20 protein-coding genes and 1 tRNA gene are annotated in these 16,268 nt (G+C 61.9%); 7 read left to right on the forward strand and 14 right to left on the reverse strand.

Annotated features, from left to right (window positions below):
• The first annotated feature begins 9 nt into the window (after positions 1–9).
• Positions 10–1,569 (forward strand): dolichyl-phosphate-mannose--protein mannosyltransferase, encoded by a 1,560-nt coding sequence (locus tag ACSW29_RS14580; RefSeq protein ID WP_230814306.1) that lies wholly within the window; start codon positions 10–12, stop codon positions 1,567–1,569.
• A gap of 54 nt (positions 1,570–1,623) precedes the next feature.
• On the opposite strand, the gene ACSW29_RS14585 is transcribed toward ACSW29_RS14580, so the two are convergent.
• From ACSW29_RS14585 to ACSW29_RS14600, 4 genes are all read right to left on the reverse strand, one after another.
• Positions 1,624–3,258, reverse strand: coding sequence for a BCCT family transporter (locus ACSW29_RS14585; protein WP_448277563.1), 1,635 nt, complete (start codon positions 3,256–3,258; stop codon positions 1,624–1,626).
• A gap of 84 nt (positions 3,259–3,342) precedes the next feature.
• The gene (locus ACSW29_RS14590; RefSeq protein ID WP_003946228.1) at positions 3,343–3,774 is read right to left on the reverse strand and encodes a DoxX family protein; all 432 of its coding nucleotides are present in this window, start codon (positions 3,772–3,774) and stop codon (positions 3,343–3,345) included.
• Positions 3,775–3,822: 48 nt separating this feature from the next.
• Positions 3,823–4,182: a GntR family transcriptional regulator gene (locus tag ACSW29_RS14595; protein WP_317827285.1), complete on the reverse strand. Its 360-nt coding sequence runs from the start codon at positions 4,180–4,182 to the stop codon at positions 3,823–3,825.
• 25 nt (positions 4,183–4,207) lie between these two features.
• The gene (locus ACSW29_RS14600) at positions 4,208–4,891 is read right to left on the reverse strand and encodes an SDR family oxidoreductase (protein ID WP_124567438.1); all 684 of its coding nucleotides are present in this window, start codon (positions 4,889–4,891) and stop codon (positions 4,208–4,210) included.
• Between the two features lie 94 nt (positions 4,892–4,985).
• Here ACSW29_RS14600 and arsC point away from each other — a divergent pair, with 94 nt between their 5' ends.
• A complete protein-coding gene (arsC, locus tag ACSW29_RS14605) occupies positions 4,986–5,339 on the forward strand; it encodes an arsenate reductase (glutaredoxin) (RefSeq protein ID WP_317827287.1) in 354 nt (117 codons plus the stop codon).
• A gap of 13 nt (positions 5,340–5,352) precedes the next feature.
• On the opposite strand, the gene arcA is transcribed toward arsC, so the two are convergent.
• Positions 5,353–6,570: an arginine deiminase gene (arcA, locus tag ACSW29_RS14610; RefSeq protein ID WP_230814311.1), complete on the reverse strand. Its 1,218-nt coding sequence runs from the start codon at positions 6,568–6,570 to the stop codon at positions 5,353–5,355.
• 100 nt (positions 6,571–6,670) lie between these two features.
• Between arcA and ACSW29_RS14615 the strand changes: the two genes are divergently transcribed.
• Both ACSW29_RS14615 and soxR read left to right on the forward strand, forming a co-directional pair.
• Entirely contained in the window at positions 6,671–7,159 is a 489-nt protein-coding gene (locus tag ACSW29_RS14615) for an FABP family protein (protein WP_230814312.1), read from the forward strand.
• 5 nt (positions 7,160–7,164) lie between these two features.
• Positions 7,165–7,644 carry a redox-sensitive transcriptional activator SoxR gene (gene soxR, locus ACSW29_RS14620; RefSeq protein ID WP_448277564.1) on the forward strand — a complete coding sequence of 160 codons (480 nt, stop codon included), beginning with the start codon at positions 7,165–7,167 and terminating at the stop codon, positions 7,642–7,644.
• Here the strand turns inward: soxR and ACSW29_RS14625 are convergent.
• The 3 genes from ACSW29_RS14625 to ACSW29_RS14635 form a co-directional block, all read right to left on the reverse strand.
• Complete coding sequence (locus tag ACSW29_RS14625; protein ID WP_230814314.1) at positions 7,630–8,112, reverse strand: DUF2505 domain-containing protein; 483 nt, start codon at positions 8,110–8,112, stop codon at positions 7,630–7,632. The two genes, soxR and ACSW29_RS14625, sit on opposite strands and share 15 nt — an antisense overlap.
• 48 nt (positions 8,113–8,160) lie before the next feature.
• Complete coding sequence (locus ACSW29_RS14630) at positions 8,161–9,006, reverse strand: SDR family oxidoreductase (RefSeq protein ID WP_347874370.1); 846 nt, start codon at positions 9,004–9,006, stop codon at positions 8,161–8,163.
• Positions 9,007–9,152: 146 nt separating this feature from the next.
• Positions 9,153–9,308 carry a hypothetical protein gene (locus ACSW29_RS14635; protein WP_230814316.1) on the reverse strand — a complete coding sequence of 52 codons (156 nt, stop codon included), beginning with the start codon at positions 9,306–9,308 and terminating at the stop codon, positions 9,153–9,155.
• Between the two features lie 479 nt (positions 9,309–9,787).
• Here ACSW29_RS14635 and ACSW29_RS14640 point away from each other — a divergent pair, with 479 nt between their 5' ends.
• Entirely contained in the window at positions 9,788–10,204 is a 417-nt protein-coding gene (locus ACSW29_RS14640) for a helix-turn-helix domain-containing protein (protein WP_003946231.1), read from the forward strand.
• A gap of 60 nt (positions 10,205–10,264) precedes the next feature.
• Here the strand turns inward: ACSW29_RS14640 and ACSW29_RS14645 are convergent, their stop codons facing one another.
• Both ACSW29_RS14645 and ACSW29_RS14650 read right to left on the reverse strand, forming a co-directional pair.
• Positions 10,265–11,266, reverse strand: coding sequence for a hypothetical protein (locus ACSW29_RS14645; RefSeq protein ID WP_230814318.1), 1,002 nt, complete (start codon positions 11,264–11,266; stop codon positions 10,265–10,267).
• Positions 11,263–11,763 carry an ImmA/IrrE family metallo-endopeptidase gene (locus ACSW29_RS14650; protein ID WP_003946241.1) on the reverse strand — a complete coding sequence of 167 codons (501 nt, stop codon included), beginning with the start codon at positions 11,761–11,763 and terminating at the stop codon, positions 11,263–11,265. Before ACSW29_RS14650 ends, ACSW29_RS14645 begins: the two co-directional genes overlap by 4 nt.
• A 178-nt stretch (positions 11,764–11,941) precedes the next feature.
• Here ACSW29_RS14650 and ACSW29_RS14655 point away from each other — a divergent pair, with 178 nt between their 5' ends.
• On the forward strand, positions 11,942–12,658 hold the full coding sequence (locus tag ACSW29_RS14655) for a hypothetical protein (protein WP_448277565.1): 717 nt from the start codon (positions 11,942–11,944) through the stop codon (positions 12,656–12,658).
• Positions 12,659–12,660: 2 nt separating this feature from the next.
• A complete protein-coding gene (locus ACSW29_RS14660) occupies positions 12,661–12,843 on the forward strand; it encodes a hypothetical protein (RefSeq protein ID WP_448277566.1) in 183 nt (60 codons plus the stop codon).
• Positions 12,844–13,135: 292 nt separating this feature from the next.
• Here the strand turns inward: ACSW29_RS14660 and ACSW29_RS14665 are convergent.
• From ACSW29_RS14665 to glp, 4 genes are all read right to left on the reverse strand, one after another.
• Positions 13,136–13,211 (reverse strand) — tRNA-Ala (locus ACSW29_RS14665).
• Between the two features lie 102 nt (positions 13,212–13,313).
• Positions 13,314–14,048, reverse strand: coding sequence for a divisome protein SepX/GlpR (sepX, locus tag ACSW29_RS14670; RefSeq protein WP_448277567.1), 735 nt, complete (start codon positions 14,046–14,048; stop codon positions 13,314–13,316).
• 267 nt (positions 14,049–14,315) lie between these two features.
• Positions 14,316–14,951 (reverse strand): GNAT family N-acetyltransferase, encoded by a 636-nt coding sequence (locus tag ACSW29_RS14675; RefSeq protein WP_298777505.1) that lies wholly within the window; start codon positions 14,949–14,951, stop codon positions 14,316–14,318.
• 21 nt (positions 14,952–14,972) lie between these two features.
• A complete protein-coding gene (gene glp, locus ACSW29_RS14680) occupies positions 14,973–16,232 on the reverse strand; it encodes a molybdotransferase-like divisome protein Glp (RefSeq protein WP_230814323.1) in 1,260 nt (419 codons plus the stop codon).
• Positions 16,233–16,268: the final 36 nt, after the last annotated feature.

A 16,268-nucleotide genomic window follows, 5' to 3' on the forward strand; every position in this document is an offset into this window, starting at 1 on the left:
GATTGCCAGGTGACTGTGCAGACGGACGAGCGGCCAACGCCCGCCACGAGCGATCGGGTAGTGCGTAGTCCCGGGCCGCTGGTACCGGATCCTGATTTCGGCCCGACCGACAGATTGCGCGGCTGGATCGTCACCGCTTTCATCACCGCCATCGCGGCAATCACACGCTTCACGATGCTCGCCTATCCGACCGACGCCGGCACTCCGGTCTTCGACGAGAAGCACTACGTACCCCAGGGTTGGCAGGTTCTCACCGGCGGCGGCATCGAGGACAACCCCGGCTACGGATTGGTAGTACACCCGCCGATCGGCAAGCAGATGATCGCGATCGGCGAAGCACTCTTCGGTTACAACGGTTGGGGGTGGCGATTCTCGTCGGCCCTGGTCGGGACGCTGATGGTCTTGCTCATCATCCGCATCGTGCGCCGCATGACGCGATCCACGCTGATCGGCGCCATTGCCGGAATCCTGCTCATCGTGGACGGCGTCACCTTCGTCTCCTCACGCCTGGGGATGCTCGACATCTTCCTGGCTTTCTTCGTCCTCGCCGCGCTCGGATGCCTGGTGGTTGATCGCGACCACGTCCGCGAACGGATGGCGAAGGTATACGAAGAAGGCCGAATCGGTGATTCTGCCTGGGGTCCGCGATTGGGTTTCCGTTGGTGGAGGTTCGGCGCCGGCATCCTGCTCGGTCTGGCCTGCGGAACCAAGTGGTCCGGCATGTACTTCATTCTGTTCTTCGGATTGCTCAGTGTTGCCTTCGACCTGTCAGCGCGCCGCGCGTACCGCGTGCAGCGCCCCTGGGTCGGCACCGCCGTTCGCGACATCGGCCCGGCTCTGTATGCGCTGGTGATCATTCCGCTCGGTGTGTACCTCGCGAGCTACTGGGCTTGGTTCACCAGCGAGACCGGCGTCGACCGTCACGCCGTCGGTAACGAGATCGGTGAGGGCGGCACGTGGAGCTTCATCCCCTCCGCGCTGCGCTCACTCTGGTACTACAGCGGAAACGTTCTCCAGTTCCATGCCGGTCTGACGAACTCCGCCGGAAACCACCACCCGTGGGAGTCGAAACCGTGGACGTGGCCGATGGGGCTGCGACCGATGCTCTACTACTACGCCGACGGTGAGCAGGTCACCGGTTGCGGGGCCGCCAGCTGCGTCAAGGCCGTGATGCTGATCGGCACACCGGCGATGTGGTGGCTGGCCCTGCCGATGCTGGCGTGGGCGATCTGGCAGACGTTCGTGCGCAGGGATTGGCGATACGCAGTGGTCCTGACGGGTTACGGTGCCGCCTACCTTCCGTGGTTCGCGACGCTGGACCGCCAGATGTACTACTTCTACGCCGTTGCGCTCGCCCCGTTCATGGTCATGGGGTTTGCGCTCGTCCTCGGCGACGTTCTCGGCAAGGCGAGCGCGTCCGTCGAGCGTCGTACCACCGGACTTCTTGCAGTTAGTTTGTACATCGGTCTGGTCGTGGCCAACTTCGTCTACCTCTGGCCGATACTCACCGCCATGCCGATCACTCCGGAATCGTGGCAGAACCACCTGTGGTTGCCGAGCTGGAAGTAACAGGACAAAAGAAGGAGGCACCGAACCCAGTTCGGTGCCTCCTTCTTTTCGCGGTTACTCCGCCGACTTACCGACGCGCCGCCCCCGCCGCGGGCGCAGGAGTGCACGTTTCTGCTCCTTAGCCGCAACGATGATCGGGTCGTGCGAAAGATCCTTGTACAGCGAGAAGCACAGTCCGATCATGACAAGCACGAACGGCGCCGCAGCGATGATCGTCATCGTCTGCAAGCCGTCGAGCGCTTCGGAACCACCGGTCCACAACAGAAGCGCCGCGACGCCACCGGTCAACATGCCCCAGAAGACCACGACCCAGCGACTCGGTTCGAGCGTTCCGCGCTGCGAGAGCGTGCCCATCACCATCGACGCGGCGTCGGCGCCGGAGACGAAGAACACTGCGACGAGCAGCATGACCAGGACAGTCGTCACTCCGGCCAACGGCAGATTGTCGAGCATGCCGAAGAGTTGAGCCTCTTCCGAGCCTCGGCCGGACAAGCCGATTCCGTCGCGTTCCTCGCCGATGCCTGCGCCGCCGAAGATCGCGAACCAGAGCAAGCTGACAGTCGTAGGAACGGCGATGACGCCGACGATGAACTGACGGATCGTGCGACCGCGGCTGATGCGCGCCAGGAACATGCCGACAAACGGCGTCCAGGACACCCACCATGCCCAGTAGAAAATCGTCCAGGACGACAGCCACGCGCCCGTTTCAGGATTCGACGACGCACCCGTGCGGGCGGACATCTGGGCAAGGTCGGAAACGTATGCGCCAATGGTCGTCGGAAGCAGATTGAGAATCAGTACGGTGGGCCCGAGGACGAACACGAACAGGGCCAAGATCAGCGCGAGCACCATGTTGATGTTGGACAGCCACTGAATTCCCTTGGCCACACCGGAAACCGCGGAAGCGACGAACGCCAGGGTGAGCACCGCGACGACGGCAACGAGCAGGAACACGCCGGCTTCTTCCATCCAGCCGACTACCTCGAAACCGGAGCCGATCTGCAGTGCGCCGAGCCCCAAGGACGCTGCGGTTCCGAAAAGTGTCGCAAAGATTGCCAGGATGTCGATGACCTTGCCGATCGGCCCTTCAGCTTTGCGGCCGAGCAACGGGATGAAGGCCGAACTGAAAAGTTGCTTGCGTCCGCGGCGGTACGACCCGTACGCAATGGCAAGGCCCACAACGGCATACATCGCCCAAGGGTGAAGACCCCAGTGAAACATGGTGGTAGCCATGGCAGTTCCGACGCCGCCGTCGGTGCCGGGAGGCGGAGTCACGTAGTGCGCAAGCGGTTCCGCGACACCGAAGAACATCAGGCCGATCCCCATACCGGCGCTGAACATCATGGCGATCCAGCTGACGGTGCGAAACTCGGGCTTCTCGCCGTCTTTACCCAGCGGAATGTCGCCGAATCGGCTCACTGCGAGGTAGATGGAAAACAGCACGAAAGCCGAAGCTGCGAGTACGAAGAGCCAGCCGATGTTGGTCACCAACCAGCCGAGAACACTTCCGGTTACCGAGTTGAGGTTGTCGGGCGCTACGAGGCCCCACACGACAATGGCCAACACCGCTGCGGCCGCCACGGAAAACACCACGTAGTCGGTCCGAACGCCTACCCGAGTAAAGCCCGTCTCCGGGCGCTCTTCGTTGGCCCCGGAATCTTGTTCGGATCGATCAGATTTCGTCACCATAGATGACTACGTTCGTCACTTTGTGGTCCAAAAGCAAGCCAGAAGGCGGGCTCAACGTCCGCTGAGCCCGCCTTCTCACCCCGATCAAGCTGGGGTTTTAACCCAACCGTTGCCCTTGCCGATCAACCCGTCGATGCTGATGCGTCCTGCGCCGATCACGGCGATCAAGAGCGATCCGACACCGAGAGCGACGACGAGTTCGTAGCCTCCGTTGTCGATGAAGACACCCTTGTCCGCGTGCACGATGAAGAACGCGCCGACCATGTCGAGGAACAAGAGCGCTCCGACGAGCGGGGTCAGCAGACCCGCGATGAGCAGAATTCCGCCGCCGAGTTCGATGGATGCGGCGAGAACTGCAGAAATCTTGGGGAGCGGGGCGCCCATCCCTTCGAATGCGGCCTGCGTTCCGGCGATCTTGTAGGTGAAGAACTTCTGCCAACCGTGGGCGATGAAGATGATCCCGAGGCCGACACGGGCGATGAGGAGTCCGAGGTCACGAGCAATCGACGAATTCATGAGCCAAGACTGACAGCTTTAACTTGAAGCGTCAACTTAATCATTGTGTCACGCACCTCTCAATGCCGACTCCACCATGGCGACGATCTCACTGTCGGAATACCCGAGCGAGCGGACGCTATGCGCAAACGCAGTCGCCGCTTGTTCGGCCTGCGCCTGCACCGGATCGGCCCCGGAAGCGATGAAGGTCCCTTGCTTTCCCCGCGTCTCGATGACGCCCTGATCGCTGAGCGCGCGATAAGCCTTCGCGACGGTGTTGGCCGCCAAACCCAGCTCCGAGGCGAGCGCCCGCACCGTCGGAATCTTGGTTCCCGCGATCAACCCACCGCCGTGCACCTGCTCGATAATCTGTTGCCGCAGTTGGTCGTACGGAGCTGTGGAGGAATCGTGGTCGATCGCGATCTTCATCGTCACCCTCGTCATATCTTCTCGGTCACAGGCCCTCGATCGCTTCGCGGATCGTATGCGGGCCGGAGGTCAGAACCAATATCTTGCCGACACTGGACGGGGCATCGATGAGCGCTTCGACGACCGCGGCGACATCTGCACGAGGCACCGAGCCTCGATCGACGGGCGGCTCGGCAAGAAGGACTTCACCGGTGGGATCGTCGTCCGTCAGAAGCCCTGGCCGAAGAATCGTCCAATCCAGCGAAGTCCTTGTCTTGAGATCTTCCTCCGCTGCAGTCTTCGCTCGTAGATAGGCGGCAAAAACCTCGTCGGTGTTCTCCGGTATTTCGTCACCAGCACCCATGGCGCTGATCTGGATGAACCGACGCACTCCGGCTTTCTCGGCAGCATCGGCCAACAACACCGCCGCGGCCCGGTCGACGGAGTCCTTGCGCTCGATCGAGCTACCAGGTCCGGCACCTGCGGCGAAGACCGCGACGTCGGCACCGTCGAGTACCTTCGCAACTTCTTCGACCGTGGACGATTCCAGATCGATCACCACGGGGAACGCGCCGAGTGTGCGGACGGCACCCTCGTGCGCGGAATTGCGGATCAGCGCTACCGGCCGATCACCATGCCCTGCCAGCAAGTACGTCAGGTGCTGCGCAATCTTGCCGTGCCCACCGGCAATGACCACGCGTCGTTCGTCCACACTTCGATGTTCCGTCATCGTTTTCTCCTCACAAGTCGGTACTTCAAGTGCAGCGCGCCGGAGGTGTCCGTTGTTCCCCTGTTTGTCCCACGAGTCCGGACGCAGAGGCAGAATGACGGACATGGCATCTGCAACCATCTTCCACAATCAACGGTGCAACACCTCGCGAACTGTTCTCGGGCTCATCCAGGACGCGGGCATCGAACCCACAATTGTGAAGTACCTCGATACTCCGCCTACCCGATCCGAGCTGGAAAAACTCCTCGCCGACGCCGGCCTCGAGCCCAGCCAAGCGGTTCGCAAGCGCGAAACGCAATACAAGGAACTCGGACTCGCCGATGCTTCCGAATCCGAAATCCTCGACGCGATGATCAAGCACCCGATTCTGATCGAACGCCCGTTCGTGGTCACCGACAAAGGCACCGTCCTCGCGCGGCCCGCAGCCAAGGTGGAAGAAATTCTCTGACAGCGTCGACGGCTCACAGCGGATCGCGGGCGATCGGGCAGGACATACACCGAGGTCCACCACGGCCGGACCCCAGTTCCGAACCCGCGATTCGCAAAACCTCGATACCCGAGGCCTCCAGCCTGGCGTTCGTTTCGACGTTGCGCTCGTAAGCGACGACGACGCCAGGTTCGACGGCCAGCGTGTTGTTCCCGTCGTCCCACTGCTCACGCTCGGCAGTCACCGTGTCGAGGCCGGTGTCGATCACACGAAGTTTTCCGATTCCCATGGCATCGGCCGCCGCTTCGAGGAACGGCGTGGCCCCGCGAATACTCACCCCGTCGTCTTCCTTGCGCAGAGTAAACGCCGCCAATGTGTCCTGGATGGCCGGATACATGACGACCGCGTCGGCCTCAACCATGGTGCATACCGTGTCGAGATGCATCGACGCTCGGCGCTGCTCGATCGGAACAACCAACACAGTGTGAGCGAGACCGTCGTCGAACACGCTGCGCGCCAATGCTTCTGCTCCGGCCGGTGACGTCCGCTCACCGACACCGATTGCGATCACCCCCGGAGCGAGAAGCAGCACGTCCCCTCCCTCGACAGGAGCGGTGTGGGACTCGTACGCGCGGCGCACGCCCTTGAATCGAGGGTGATGGGCGTACACGAGATCCGTGATCGAGGATTCGCGAGTTCGCGCCGACAACGCCAAGGACGTGATGATCACCCTCGGCCCGACCCAGAACGACGAATCGCGGGTGAAGAGCAAATTGGGCAGGGGGTCGATCACGAAGTCACCGCCGTGATGCATCCTGCGCACCAACGAGGTCGAGTCGGCATCGATCGGCAGCTCGTCGAACGTCATTCCGGCAGTGAGGATCGACGACAGCTCCTTCGGCTCTACCTGTCGCAGGTACGCGGCGAGGTGTTGCCCGAGCGCGTGCCCGATCTTGCGTGCGTCGACGGCAGCCGCGATTCCCTGGATCCTGGCTGCGCCACTGACCTCGAGCGCCTCGGTGAGAAGATCGGACAAAAGCAGTACCTCGACGCCACGCTCACGAAGGACGGTCGCAAACTGATCGTGCTCTTCCTGCGCGCGGTCCACCCACGGCAACGCGTCGAACAGCAGCTCGTCGTTGTTGCGCGGGGTCAACCGTTTCAACTCGTCGCCAGGCCGATGAAGAATGACCGATCGCAAGCGGCCCACCTCGGAATCGACACCGAGGGGGACGGAGCCAGAAGCGTTCATGGGTGAACACTAATCCCGTAGGCCCCACCCAGCAGGGAGAAGCAGCTTGCCGTACCGGCCCGCGTAACGTCTGATCCGACGCAGGCGAGAGGACTACGCAATGGGCAGTACGGATCAGGCGGCGCTGAGCAGCGCCGGAATCGACAGGTTCACCGGACGCTGGGTCGGCGCTGGAGCCGGACATTTCCCGACCATCGACGACTTCGAGTACTCCGAGGAGATCGAGTTCGCGGCCACTCCCAAACCATTTGTCACCTACTCGTCGCGCACTCGCGGGCTCCCCGACGGCCGACCGCTTCACATGGAATCGGGATACCTGCGCCCAACACCTGGTGGCGAGCTCGAACTGCTCGTCAGTCAACCCACCGGCTTTGTCGAGATCCACCGCGGCACCGTCGACTCCGAAGGCACTCTCGCCTTGACCCGTCTCACGCTCGCAGCATCACCCGACGCAAAACCCGTTCACGACGTCCGACGCGTCATGCGGGTCCAGGGCGACACGCTGACATACGACTTGTGGATGGCGCACGGAGACACCCCGCTGACGCATCATCTCCACGCCACTCTTCATCGGGCGACGGACCGGTAACCGTCATGGAGATGCCGTCGTGGAAGGCCAAGGAACTGACGCCAGGCCAACTCTCCGAGCGCAGCGGTGTGGCCGTCTCAGCCCTGCATTTCTATGAACGGGAAGGCCTGATCATCAGTCGCCGGACCAGCGGCAACCAGCGTCGATACCAACGAGACACGCTTCGACGCGTCGCCTTCATCAGAATCTCGCAACGCGTCGGAATTCCGCTGTCGGAAATCCGGGAGGCCCTCGGCACACTGCCTGAAGGCCGGACCCCGAACCGCGCAGATTGGGAAAGGTTGTCGACCGGGTGGCGGCGCCACCTCGATCTACGCATCGAGCAGTTGGAACGCCTGCGTGACAACCTCACCGGTTGCATCGGTTGCGGGTGTCTCTCGCTGGAGGGGTGCGCCCTCGCCAACCCTCACGATCAACTCGCGTCCGCAGGTCCGGGTGCGCGCGTTCTGGAGGTCGATTTCGGCGCCGATTCAGGCGAGAAATGACTCGACGGCGTCCCGATCGCGCCTCAGCAAGTCCTCGACGGTCTTCTTCAGCAACTTCTCGATCTGGCCGCCGATAATCGGCATCTTCACTTCAGCCGTTCCGTCGACAACCAGCCGCGTGCAGGACTCGACGGCGGTGAGATCGAGCGTCGTCTCGATTCGTATCGGCAGTCCGTGCGCGATTCCGGTGACCGACCCTGCTGCCTTCCCGTCAGACAGGGGTCCCCAGTGGTCGACCCTTTTCAGACCGAGTCGACTCGGCGCAACCTTGGCGACCAAGCTCGGGAGGGAGGCGGAGTCGATTTCCTCGGACACCGATACTTGAATCGATCCGTCTGCAACTTCGATGCCCGAGGTGGCATAGAGGTCTCCGAGTCGGACTTGCCAATAACTCGGGTCCGTCAAAGTTCGATGAACGTCGTCGATGGGATATTTGAATTCGATATCGAAGTGAAAACTCTTCGGCATGACTTTGGTCCCTATTCGACTAGATAAAAGTCCCGGCGGAGTTAACGCTCATCGCTTGAGCAATTTACTGAACTGGTCGTTCGCTTTTTGCATCACGAACTCGTATGGCGGGGCGAATTTACGCACCCACCAGTATCCGAATCGGATGTCATTGGACGTATATACGAGATACGTGTTCTTCTCGATTCCCCGCAGAATGCACGACGCCACCTTCTCCGGAGAAACCGCACGCTTCTCGAATCGGTGCGTGAGCTTTTTGACCCGCGGGTCATCCCTGTCGATACCCGCGATTTCCACGGTGCCCACCAACGGCGTCTTCACGCCACCCGGCACAACCAGACTGACGCCGATGCCGTGCCGCTTCAGATCGAATCGCAGCACTTCGGAGACACCGCGAAGGCCGAACTTGCTCGCGCTGTAGGCGGCGTGCCACGGCAGGGCCAGGAGCCCGGCGGCCGAAGACACATTGACCAGGTGCCCACCCTTGCCGGCACGAATCATGGGCGGAACAAACGTCTCCATGACATGGATCGGCCCCATCAAGTTGACGTCCACCATGGACTTCCAGTGCCGATGTTCGAGGTTCTCGATAGTTCCCCACGCCGAAATGCCGGCGATATTCATGACGACATCCATCGGAGAGAATTGAGTGTGAATCTCGGTACCGAATTTCACGACCTCGTCGTAGTCCGAGATATCGAGCGCCTTCGCCATGCTGACCGTGCCACCGGCGGCGCCGACCATCGCGACTGTCTCTTCCAATCCGAGGTTGTTGATATCGGTGAGAAACAACTCGGCGCCGGCCTCGGATGCACGCAGCGCGGTTGCGCGTCCAATTCCACTACCAGCGCCGGTGATCAGGCATTTCTTGCCGTCGAGCGACCTTACAGACATGGATGAACACTCCCCCGCACTCGTACTGTGGACATGCGGGAAAGTCTACGCACGCACGCTGCGGCTGCCCCGAAACACGCAAGGCGACCTGCGAGTGCGGCCGCGCACCTCCATAAATGTTCGGGGGGAGACGACCGCACGCAGCACTACAGACGCTGCATCATCTGCTCTTGATAGCCCCTGACCGTACGGTCGAGTTCTTCCGCCGCTACATCGTCCCCACGCTTGCGCGCATCGTGGGCTCGATCCTGAATTTCACGGATTGCGCGGCGCAGTTCACCATCGCTCATTGTGTGTTTCATGTCACAATTCTGCACCTATCCAGAGAGTTTAGCTAGCACAGATCGCATTCCGGCAAACCGTTCAAGGTTCAACCCCGAAGTGATCCCCATGACATCGCGAAGAAGCAGTCAGATTGCGACCCCATTCGCTCAAACCACGCCTGAACTGCAGTTTTTCAACCGAAATAGTCGCGGAAAACCAGGCTAACGCATAGCTAATATCGCCAAAACGGGTAAAAGGTCTGATATTGGGCAGTTTGGGCAAGTACTGGAAGGTTCGAATAGCGCAGTCGTAGCTGCGCATTTCCGCGCGGCGGAAACTCAATGTGCGCTGAGACATAGCTGAGCACTCATTGGCCGGACGAATGGAATCTCGGACACATTTGACAACTAGTCCACTAAACAGACTACGGTGAGCTACCGATCGGTTATCCGCGTGATACCGTAGGATTCACTGAACGGACAATTGCTAGCTAGAGAGGATTACGGGGCGGTTCACAATGGCTGACTTTGCAGAACGATTGAACAAACTGTTCGACAGTGTTCATCCTCCGGGGCGCAAACCCCACACCAATGCCGAGGTTGCGGCAGCGCTCATCGAAGACGGCCATCAGATCTCCAAGCCGTACATCTCGCAGCTCCGCTCGGGACAGCGCACCAACCCCTCCGACGAGACAGTCGCAGCGTTCGCCCGGTTCTTCAAGGTGAAGCCCGACTACTTCTTCAACGACATCTACGCAGCCAAAATCGATCATGATCTCGAACTGCTCTCGCAGCTCCAAGGCTACGGTCTTCGCCGCCTCTCGAGCCGTGCATTCGACCTCTCGGAAGAATCGCAGAATCTACTCACCACGATGGCTGAAAAGCTCCGCGCGAGTGAAGGTTTGCCAGAGGTTCCGCCTGACGCGTCGCGCTGATGCGAATGTGCTGAAGCTCTGAATTGACCTGAAGCACTGCAATGACATGGAGTAGGTCGACTATGAACGTCGACCTACTTTTGTCGTTTCATCGAGTTCTTTCGCCAACAACAACACCCATCGGCGCGCCGACATCTTCTCCGGTGGCGCAATCCACCTGGTGTCCAACACATCCGAGGCCAAGGGATCGGCGATCCACCCTGCCAATATCCCCGCGTGTGCAGTCACCGCCCGCGGCGGTTCCTGTCCACCGACGTCGAACATCCCGGCACCGGACTGGATGTACATCGCATCCATGATCTGAGCGATCATGTCCGATGCCCGCAGCACGGACGTACTCCCGGCACTGTCCGCGTCGACTACCTCGGGGAATCGCTTGACGAGAAGCGCGTGCATCCGCCGCAGACGGTACAGATCACGTCGCGCACGTATCCAGGTCTCGAGAAGCACCCAGGTGATGCCCAGCGCGATCAGAACACTCGACGCAGCGATGAACCACACCCCTGCGCCCGTCCAGATATCCGATTCGAGTGCGCCGGTACCACCGATCGATTCGACCAGCATCACGACGACCACGACGAGCAGGATCGACGAACCGGTCACGATCAACGCGATTCCACGCCCCAACGGTGCCCACGCGACGTGCCGTAACCCCGTCGAAATGACAAGGGACAGAGCAACGATGATAAAGATGAGCGCCGGCGCCGGGTAACCGAAGAGAACCGCGATCGCCACCAGCAACCCCACCGAGTACAGCACCGTGGCGAGACCGCGCATGGCTGGACGCGACATCACCGGCCAAGCGGACACGGCGCCGACTGCGCTGGCTGCAGACAACGCGGTCCACAAGACGATGACGATCATCGCTGCGGCATGCTGCTCCGGTGCAATGCGATCGACGATGTCCCACACCGCCGGCACCATGACCGTCGAGGACAATGCGACCGAGAAGCCTGCGAAGACCATCGACATCCGCAGAGGCGTCGCGGTGCGCGCGACAACTCGACCCAATCTCGCGCCGGCTGCAACCCAGACGAGAAGGGCCACAGCCCAAAAGATCATCCGATCGCCTCGTCGTACCGCAATACCGACAGCGGTGTTCCACGGCCACTCATCGTTCGCAGACGCATGATCAACATCGACGCGAACGTCTCGGCTTCCCACTCCGCGATGTCATCCATCGGCACGGGTTCATTGCGCCTCAGAGAACGTTGACTCAGCATGTACGCGATCAAATCGTCACTGACCTCGAGCGTTGCCTCGGCGATCTCGGCACCCTCGTGGCGAAACACTATGTGCCCCAACTCATGTGCCAGAGTCCGCTCGACATTGGGCAACCCGGGGGCCAAAACGATGACGTCGTGATCGTCGTAGGCCCGGCGCTGCCCGCACACTCCCGTGGCGAGCGGGGTTTCCAGATCGATCTCGATCGGGCGACCACGCTCGCGCGCGACTGTCTGCACCACTGTCAGCAGTGACACGGCCTCCGACGACGCTGCTGCGTCACATACGGCATCCACTGCGGCCAGAACGCGGCGATGTGAACGTCTGTCCGGCACGACTCACGCACCTCCCTGTGATCCGGGTGCCAGGAATTCGGCACGTGCGGCAGCCAATCGCGCCTTCTGCAGCGATGCTCCGCGGAAAGTCATTGCTCCCGCACCGGCCGCTACAACTGCCATTCCGCCCACACCGCCGGCGACGGCTGCAGCGTTGAGAATCGGCGGAAGCCCTTGAGTGAACGCCGTCGGGAATGCCTGCGGGTTCTCACTCGGACTCGCGACGTTCGGAGCGTTCGACGGCACCTGGGGAGCTACGGGTGCTGGTGCGGCCAGAACCTCGGGCGCGGAAGGTGCTGCGACCGCGCCCGGTGCTGCGTTCGCTGGTCCACCAGCAGACGGTGCCGGTGCTCCGCCGCCGGCCGGCGGCCCTTGCGGGCCGGACGGCCCCGCCGGTGGAACTGCCACCGCCGAAGACTGCTCAGAGCTCTCCTGCGACTCGGAAGGGGACTGCGTCTCAGAGGTCTTCGACTCGGAGGGCGCTTCGCTCGAAGGACTCTCGGTCGGCGAGGTTGCATTGGTCGCCGGTGAGACACTGCTGCTCGGACGGTGCGACACCGAAGGGTTCGCCGAGGGCTCGGTCGTCGTAGTGGTCGGCTCAGTCGTAGTGGTCGGCTCAGTCGTCGTGGTCGGCTCAGTCGTCGTGGTCGGCTCAGTCGTGGTCGGCTCAGTCGTGGTCGGCTCAGTCGTGGTCGGCTCAGTCGTAGTGGTCGGCTCAGTCGTCGTGGTCGGCTCAGTCGTCGTCGTCGGCTCAGTCGTCGTCGTCGGCTCAGTCGTCGTGGTAGTCGGCTCAGTCGTCGTGGTAGTCGGCTCAGTCGTCGTGGTCGGCTCGGTCGTCGTCGTCGTGGGCTCGGTCGTTGTCGGCACTACCGTCGTCCCGCAGTTGTGGTGGTGACAATGCCAGCCGTAGTTGCCGTTGCCGTAATTGCCGTCACCGTTGCCGTAATTGCCGTTGCCGTTGCCATTGTTGCCGCCGCCGCTGTTGCCGCCAGGTTGAGCGGCGACGATGGCAGGGAAGACCGATACGGCAAGGACGCCGATACCCATCAGGCACATCACAGCAACAAGCATCATCGCTAGCCGTCGTGGCTGGCTCATCGACATTCCTCCCCGACACATACGTCCGACCTGCGGAAAACTGCGGCAGACTCACCGTGCCTATCGCACCGGACACACCCTCGTTACATTTCCGGCAAACATGTATCCGCCCAAGGATCATCCCTCACTTGGAAGCTCAACGGTCCGGATCAGCGGTCGCAATCGTATGAAACGGCGCACACTCAGATCGAATCTTCGCAATTCGGGCAGGCCCTGGAAATGCAGGAAAGGGTCGTTCAACTTTCGTTGAAAGACCCTTTTTGCTGGTATTTCTTGGTGGAGCTGAGGGGAATCGAACCCCTGACCTCTTCGATGCGAACGAAGCGCGCTACCAACTGCGCCACAGCCCCGTGCCACCGCCTCAGCGGTGCTCGGCAACTCTAACAGGAACGAATACTCCCGTTGGAATCACCCGACACGAACTTCCGGCCCGGCAAGATCGGCCCAGTAGATCACTGACCGGACGCGCGACGCATCTCGGTGTGCCTGACCTCTTCTTCGTAGTGATCCAGGTGATCGAACACCGGATCTTCGTCGTCGACCTCGAGGACAACCGCTCCGGGCCGACGCAGTCGCGCAGGAATCAGGCGCAACTCTTCGTCGGTGTGCGATTCAACCCCGAGTCGCGATCGATTGAGGCGTTCGGTGCGACGACGGCGAATCTCCTGCTCGATCCGAACCTGCCGCCGCAGGTACGCCATGTACCCGCCGAGGCCGCACACGGTGAGCGCGAACAACCACCACATCATCGGTGAGATGATCAACGCGAGAGCGCCGGAAAGAATTGCGACGAACGCAAGTCCCAGCAATGTCCGCTGACGGAAGGCATACCGCGCCTCCCGGGCGATGGCATCCGCTTCGGGGTCGAACCCGCCTCGGCCTCGCCTGACGGGAACAAATTCTCCGACCGGCGCACGACCGCCGGCGTAATCGTCTTCTGCGTGAGTGTCCATCTGGTCCTCCGCGTCGTAGCCGCTGCGCACTGGTTCTGGTTGCCAGTTCGGATCGCTTCGATGTCCTGCTGCCGGCCCGCGCTGAACAGGGTTGCTGTCGCCGCGGTGGAGTACTCGAGTCGCGAGCGCCGCTTCACTCGTCTGCCGGATCCTGGGGCGCTTGTTGACAAGCATCGGTACCAGGACGAACAGCCACACGGCCACCAGCCCGATCCACACGAATGAGCTAGGCATGCCGCGGCCTCCTCCCGATCACCTACCAGCACCTATGCCAGCCGTTGACGAGTCAAGGTTAACGGCCGACGCCCTCGCATCGTTGCCGACGCGCCGAACCCCACCATACTCATGTGTCACACGCGTACCGAACTGAACTTCCGGTTCAGTCCCAAAAGTCTCAAGTTCTAGTTGAATCAAAAATCACAAAATTTCGACCAAAAGTAGGACTACTCAGCGGTAACTGCTGTTTAGCTCGCGTTTCTCACGCTTCTGGCGCCGTCTTCGTCACACCCACGAAGCGCGTCCGGACCGCACCAATCTGTCGACGACGGTGGTGGGTACTTCCTCGATCGTCATTCCGACCAGAAGATGGTCGCGCCATTGGCCGTCGACGTCGAGATAGCGTTTGAGGAGACCTTCCTCCCGGAACCCCACATTTCGTAGGACTGCGCGACTCGATGCGTTCTCCGGCCGAACAGTGGCCTCCACTCGATGGAGACCGACCTTCGAGAATGCGTGATCGAGTGTGAGCGCAACGGCTGCTGTGGCAACGCCCCCACCGGTGACGTGCGAGGCGACCCAATAGCCCACCCAGGCGGACCGCAGAGCGCCGCGCACCACATTTCCGATGGTGACCTGCCCGCAGTACTTCCCGTCGAGTTCGATCACCAAGGGGAGGATCCTGCCCTTGCGCGCTTCGGAGCGAAGGTTTCCGCACAGGGACGGCCAGACAGTGATGTGGTGGCGAGCGTCCCAGGGCGATTCTCCGGTGGGCTCCCAGGGCTCGAGGTGCTCGCGATCGCGAATGCGGAGACGACTCCACACAGCAGCGTCACGAAGTTTGACGGGGCGGACGGTCACCACGCCCGCGGGCACTCGCAGCGGGCCGAGATCGTCCGGCCATCCTGGATGGACTGACATCACACCCCACTCGGGTCGGCGTTACCCACGTTGGGCGAGAAAAGCTACGTCGACTTCTTCACCGATGTGCACTTCGGTGACGTCTCGATCGACAAGAACCAGGCAATTGGCTTCCGCCAAGGTCGCGAGGAGATGAGAGGACGCGCCGGGTGCACCGCCGAGGGCTTGCACCAGGTACTCCCCCGTCGCTTCGTCACGCATCAGCTGACCACGCAGGAAACCCTTGCGATCGGCAATCGACGTGATCGTTCCCACCGTGCGCGCCTTCACTACTCGTCGCATCGGTTGGCGTCGTCCCAGCGCTATTCTGATCAGCGGGCGAACCATGACTTCGAATACCACCAGTGCGCTGACCGGGTTGGACGGTAGGAGGAAGGTCGGAACCTCGTCTCGTCCCAGCTGGCCGAAGCCCTGGACTGATCCCGGATGCATGGCAACGCGCTCGACCTCGAGTGTCCCCAGATCGGCAAGCGCCTCACGAACTTCGTCGGACGCTCCGCCGCCCACTGCACCGGCGATGACAACGATTTCCGAGCGAATCAGCTGACCCTCGACTACTTCACGAAGACGGCGCGAGTCGTTGCCTGCGATTCCCACGCGGTTGACGTCGGCACCAGCATCGCGCGCGGCGGCGGCGAGAGCATACGAATTGACATCGTAGACCTGACCAGGCCCCGGCGTGCGATCCACGTCGACGAGTTCTCCACCGACGCTGATGACGGAGAGGCGCGGACGCGGATGGACGAGCACTTTGTCGCGGCCGACGGCGGCAAGCAACCCGACCTGCGCTGCTCCGATGATGGTGCCCGCACGAACGGCGACATCGCCCGGTTGTACGTCGTCACCTGCACGGCGAACGTAATCACCCGAACGCACCGGCTCGAAGATCCGAACGCGAGCGCGACCACCGTCGGTGTTTTCGAGCGGAAGAACCGCGTCGGCCAGCGTGGGCAACGGCGCGCCGGTATCGACTCGGACGGCCTGACGAGGTTGCAGCCGGATCGGTTGGCGTGAGCCCGCCGTCACCTCGCCGACCACCGGCAAGCTGAGGTTCGTGGGCTCGCCGTCCTCGCCTCGGAGATCGGCTCCCGCACCGGCGACATCGACGCTGCGAACCGCGTAACCGTCGATGGCAGCTTGATCGAATCCCGGCAACGGGCGTTCGGTCACCACTTCCTCGGCACACAGCAGTCCCTGCGCCTCCGAGATGGCGACCCGAACCGGACGGGGTGCCACTGCAGCAGCGGTAACCCTGGTCTGCTGCTCCTCAACCGACCGCATCTGGTCCGCGTCCTCCTGTGTCTGGAAATTCGGTGA

The organism is Rhodococcus sp. GB-02 (genome assembly GCF_053470465.1).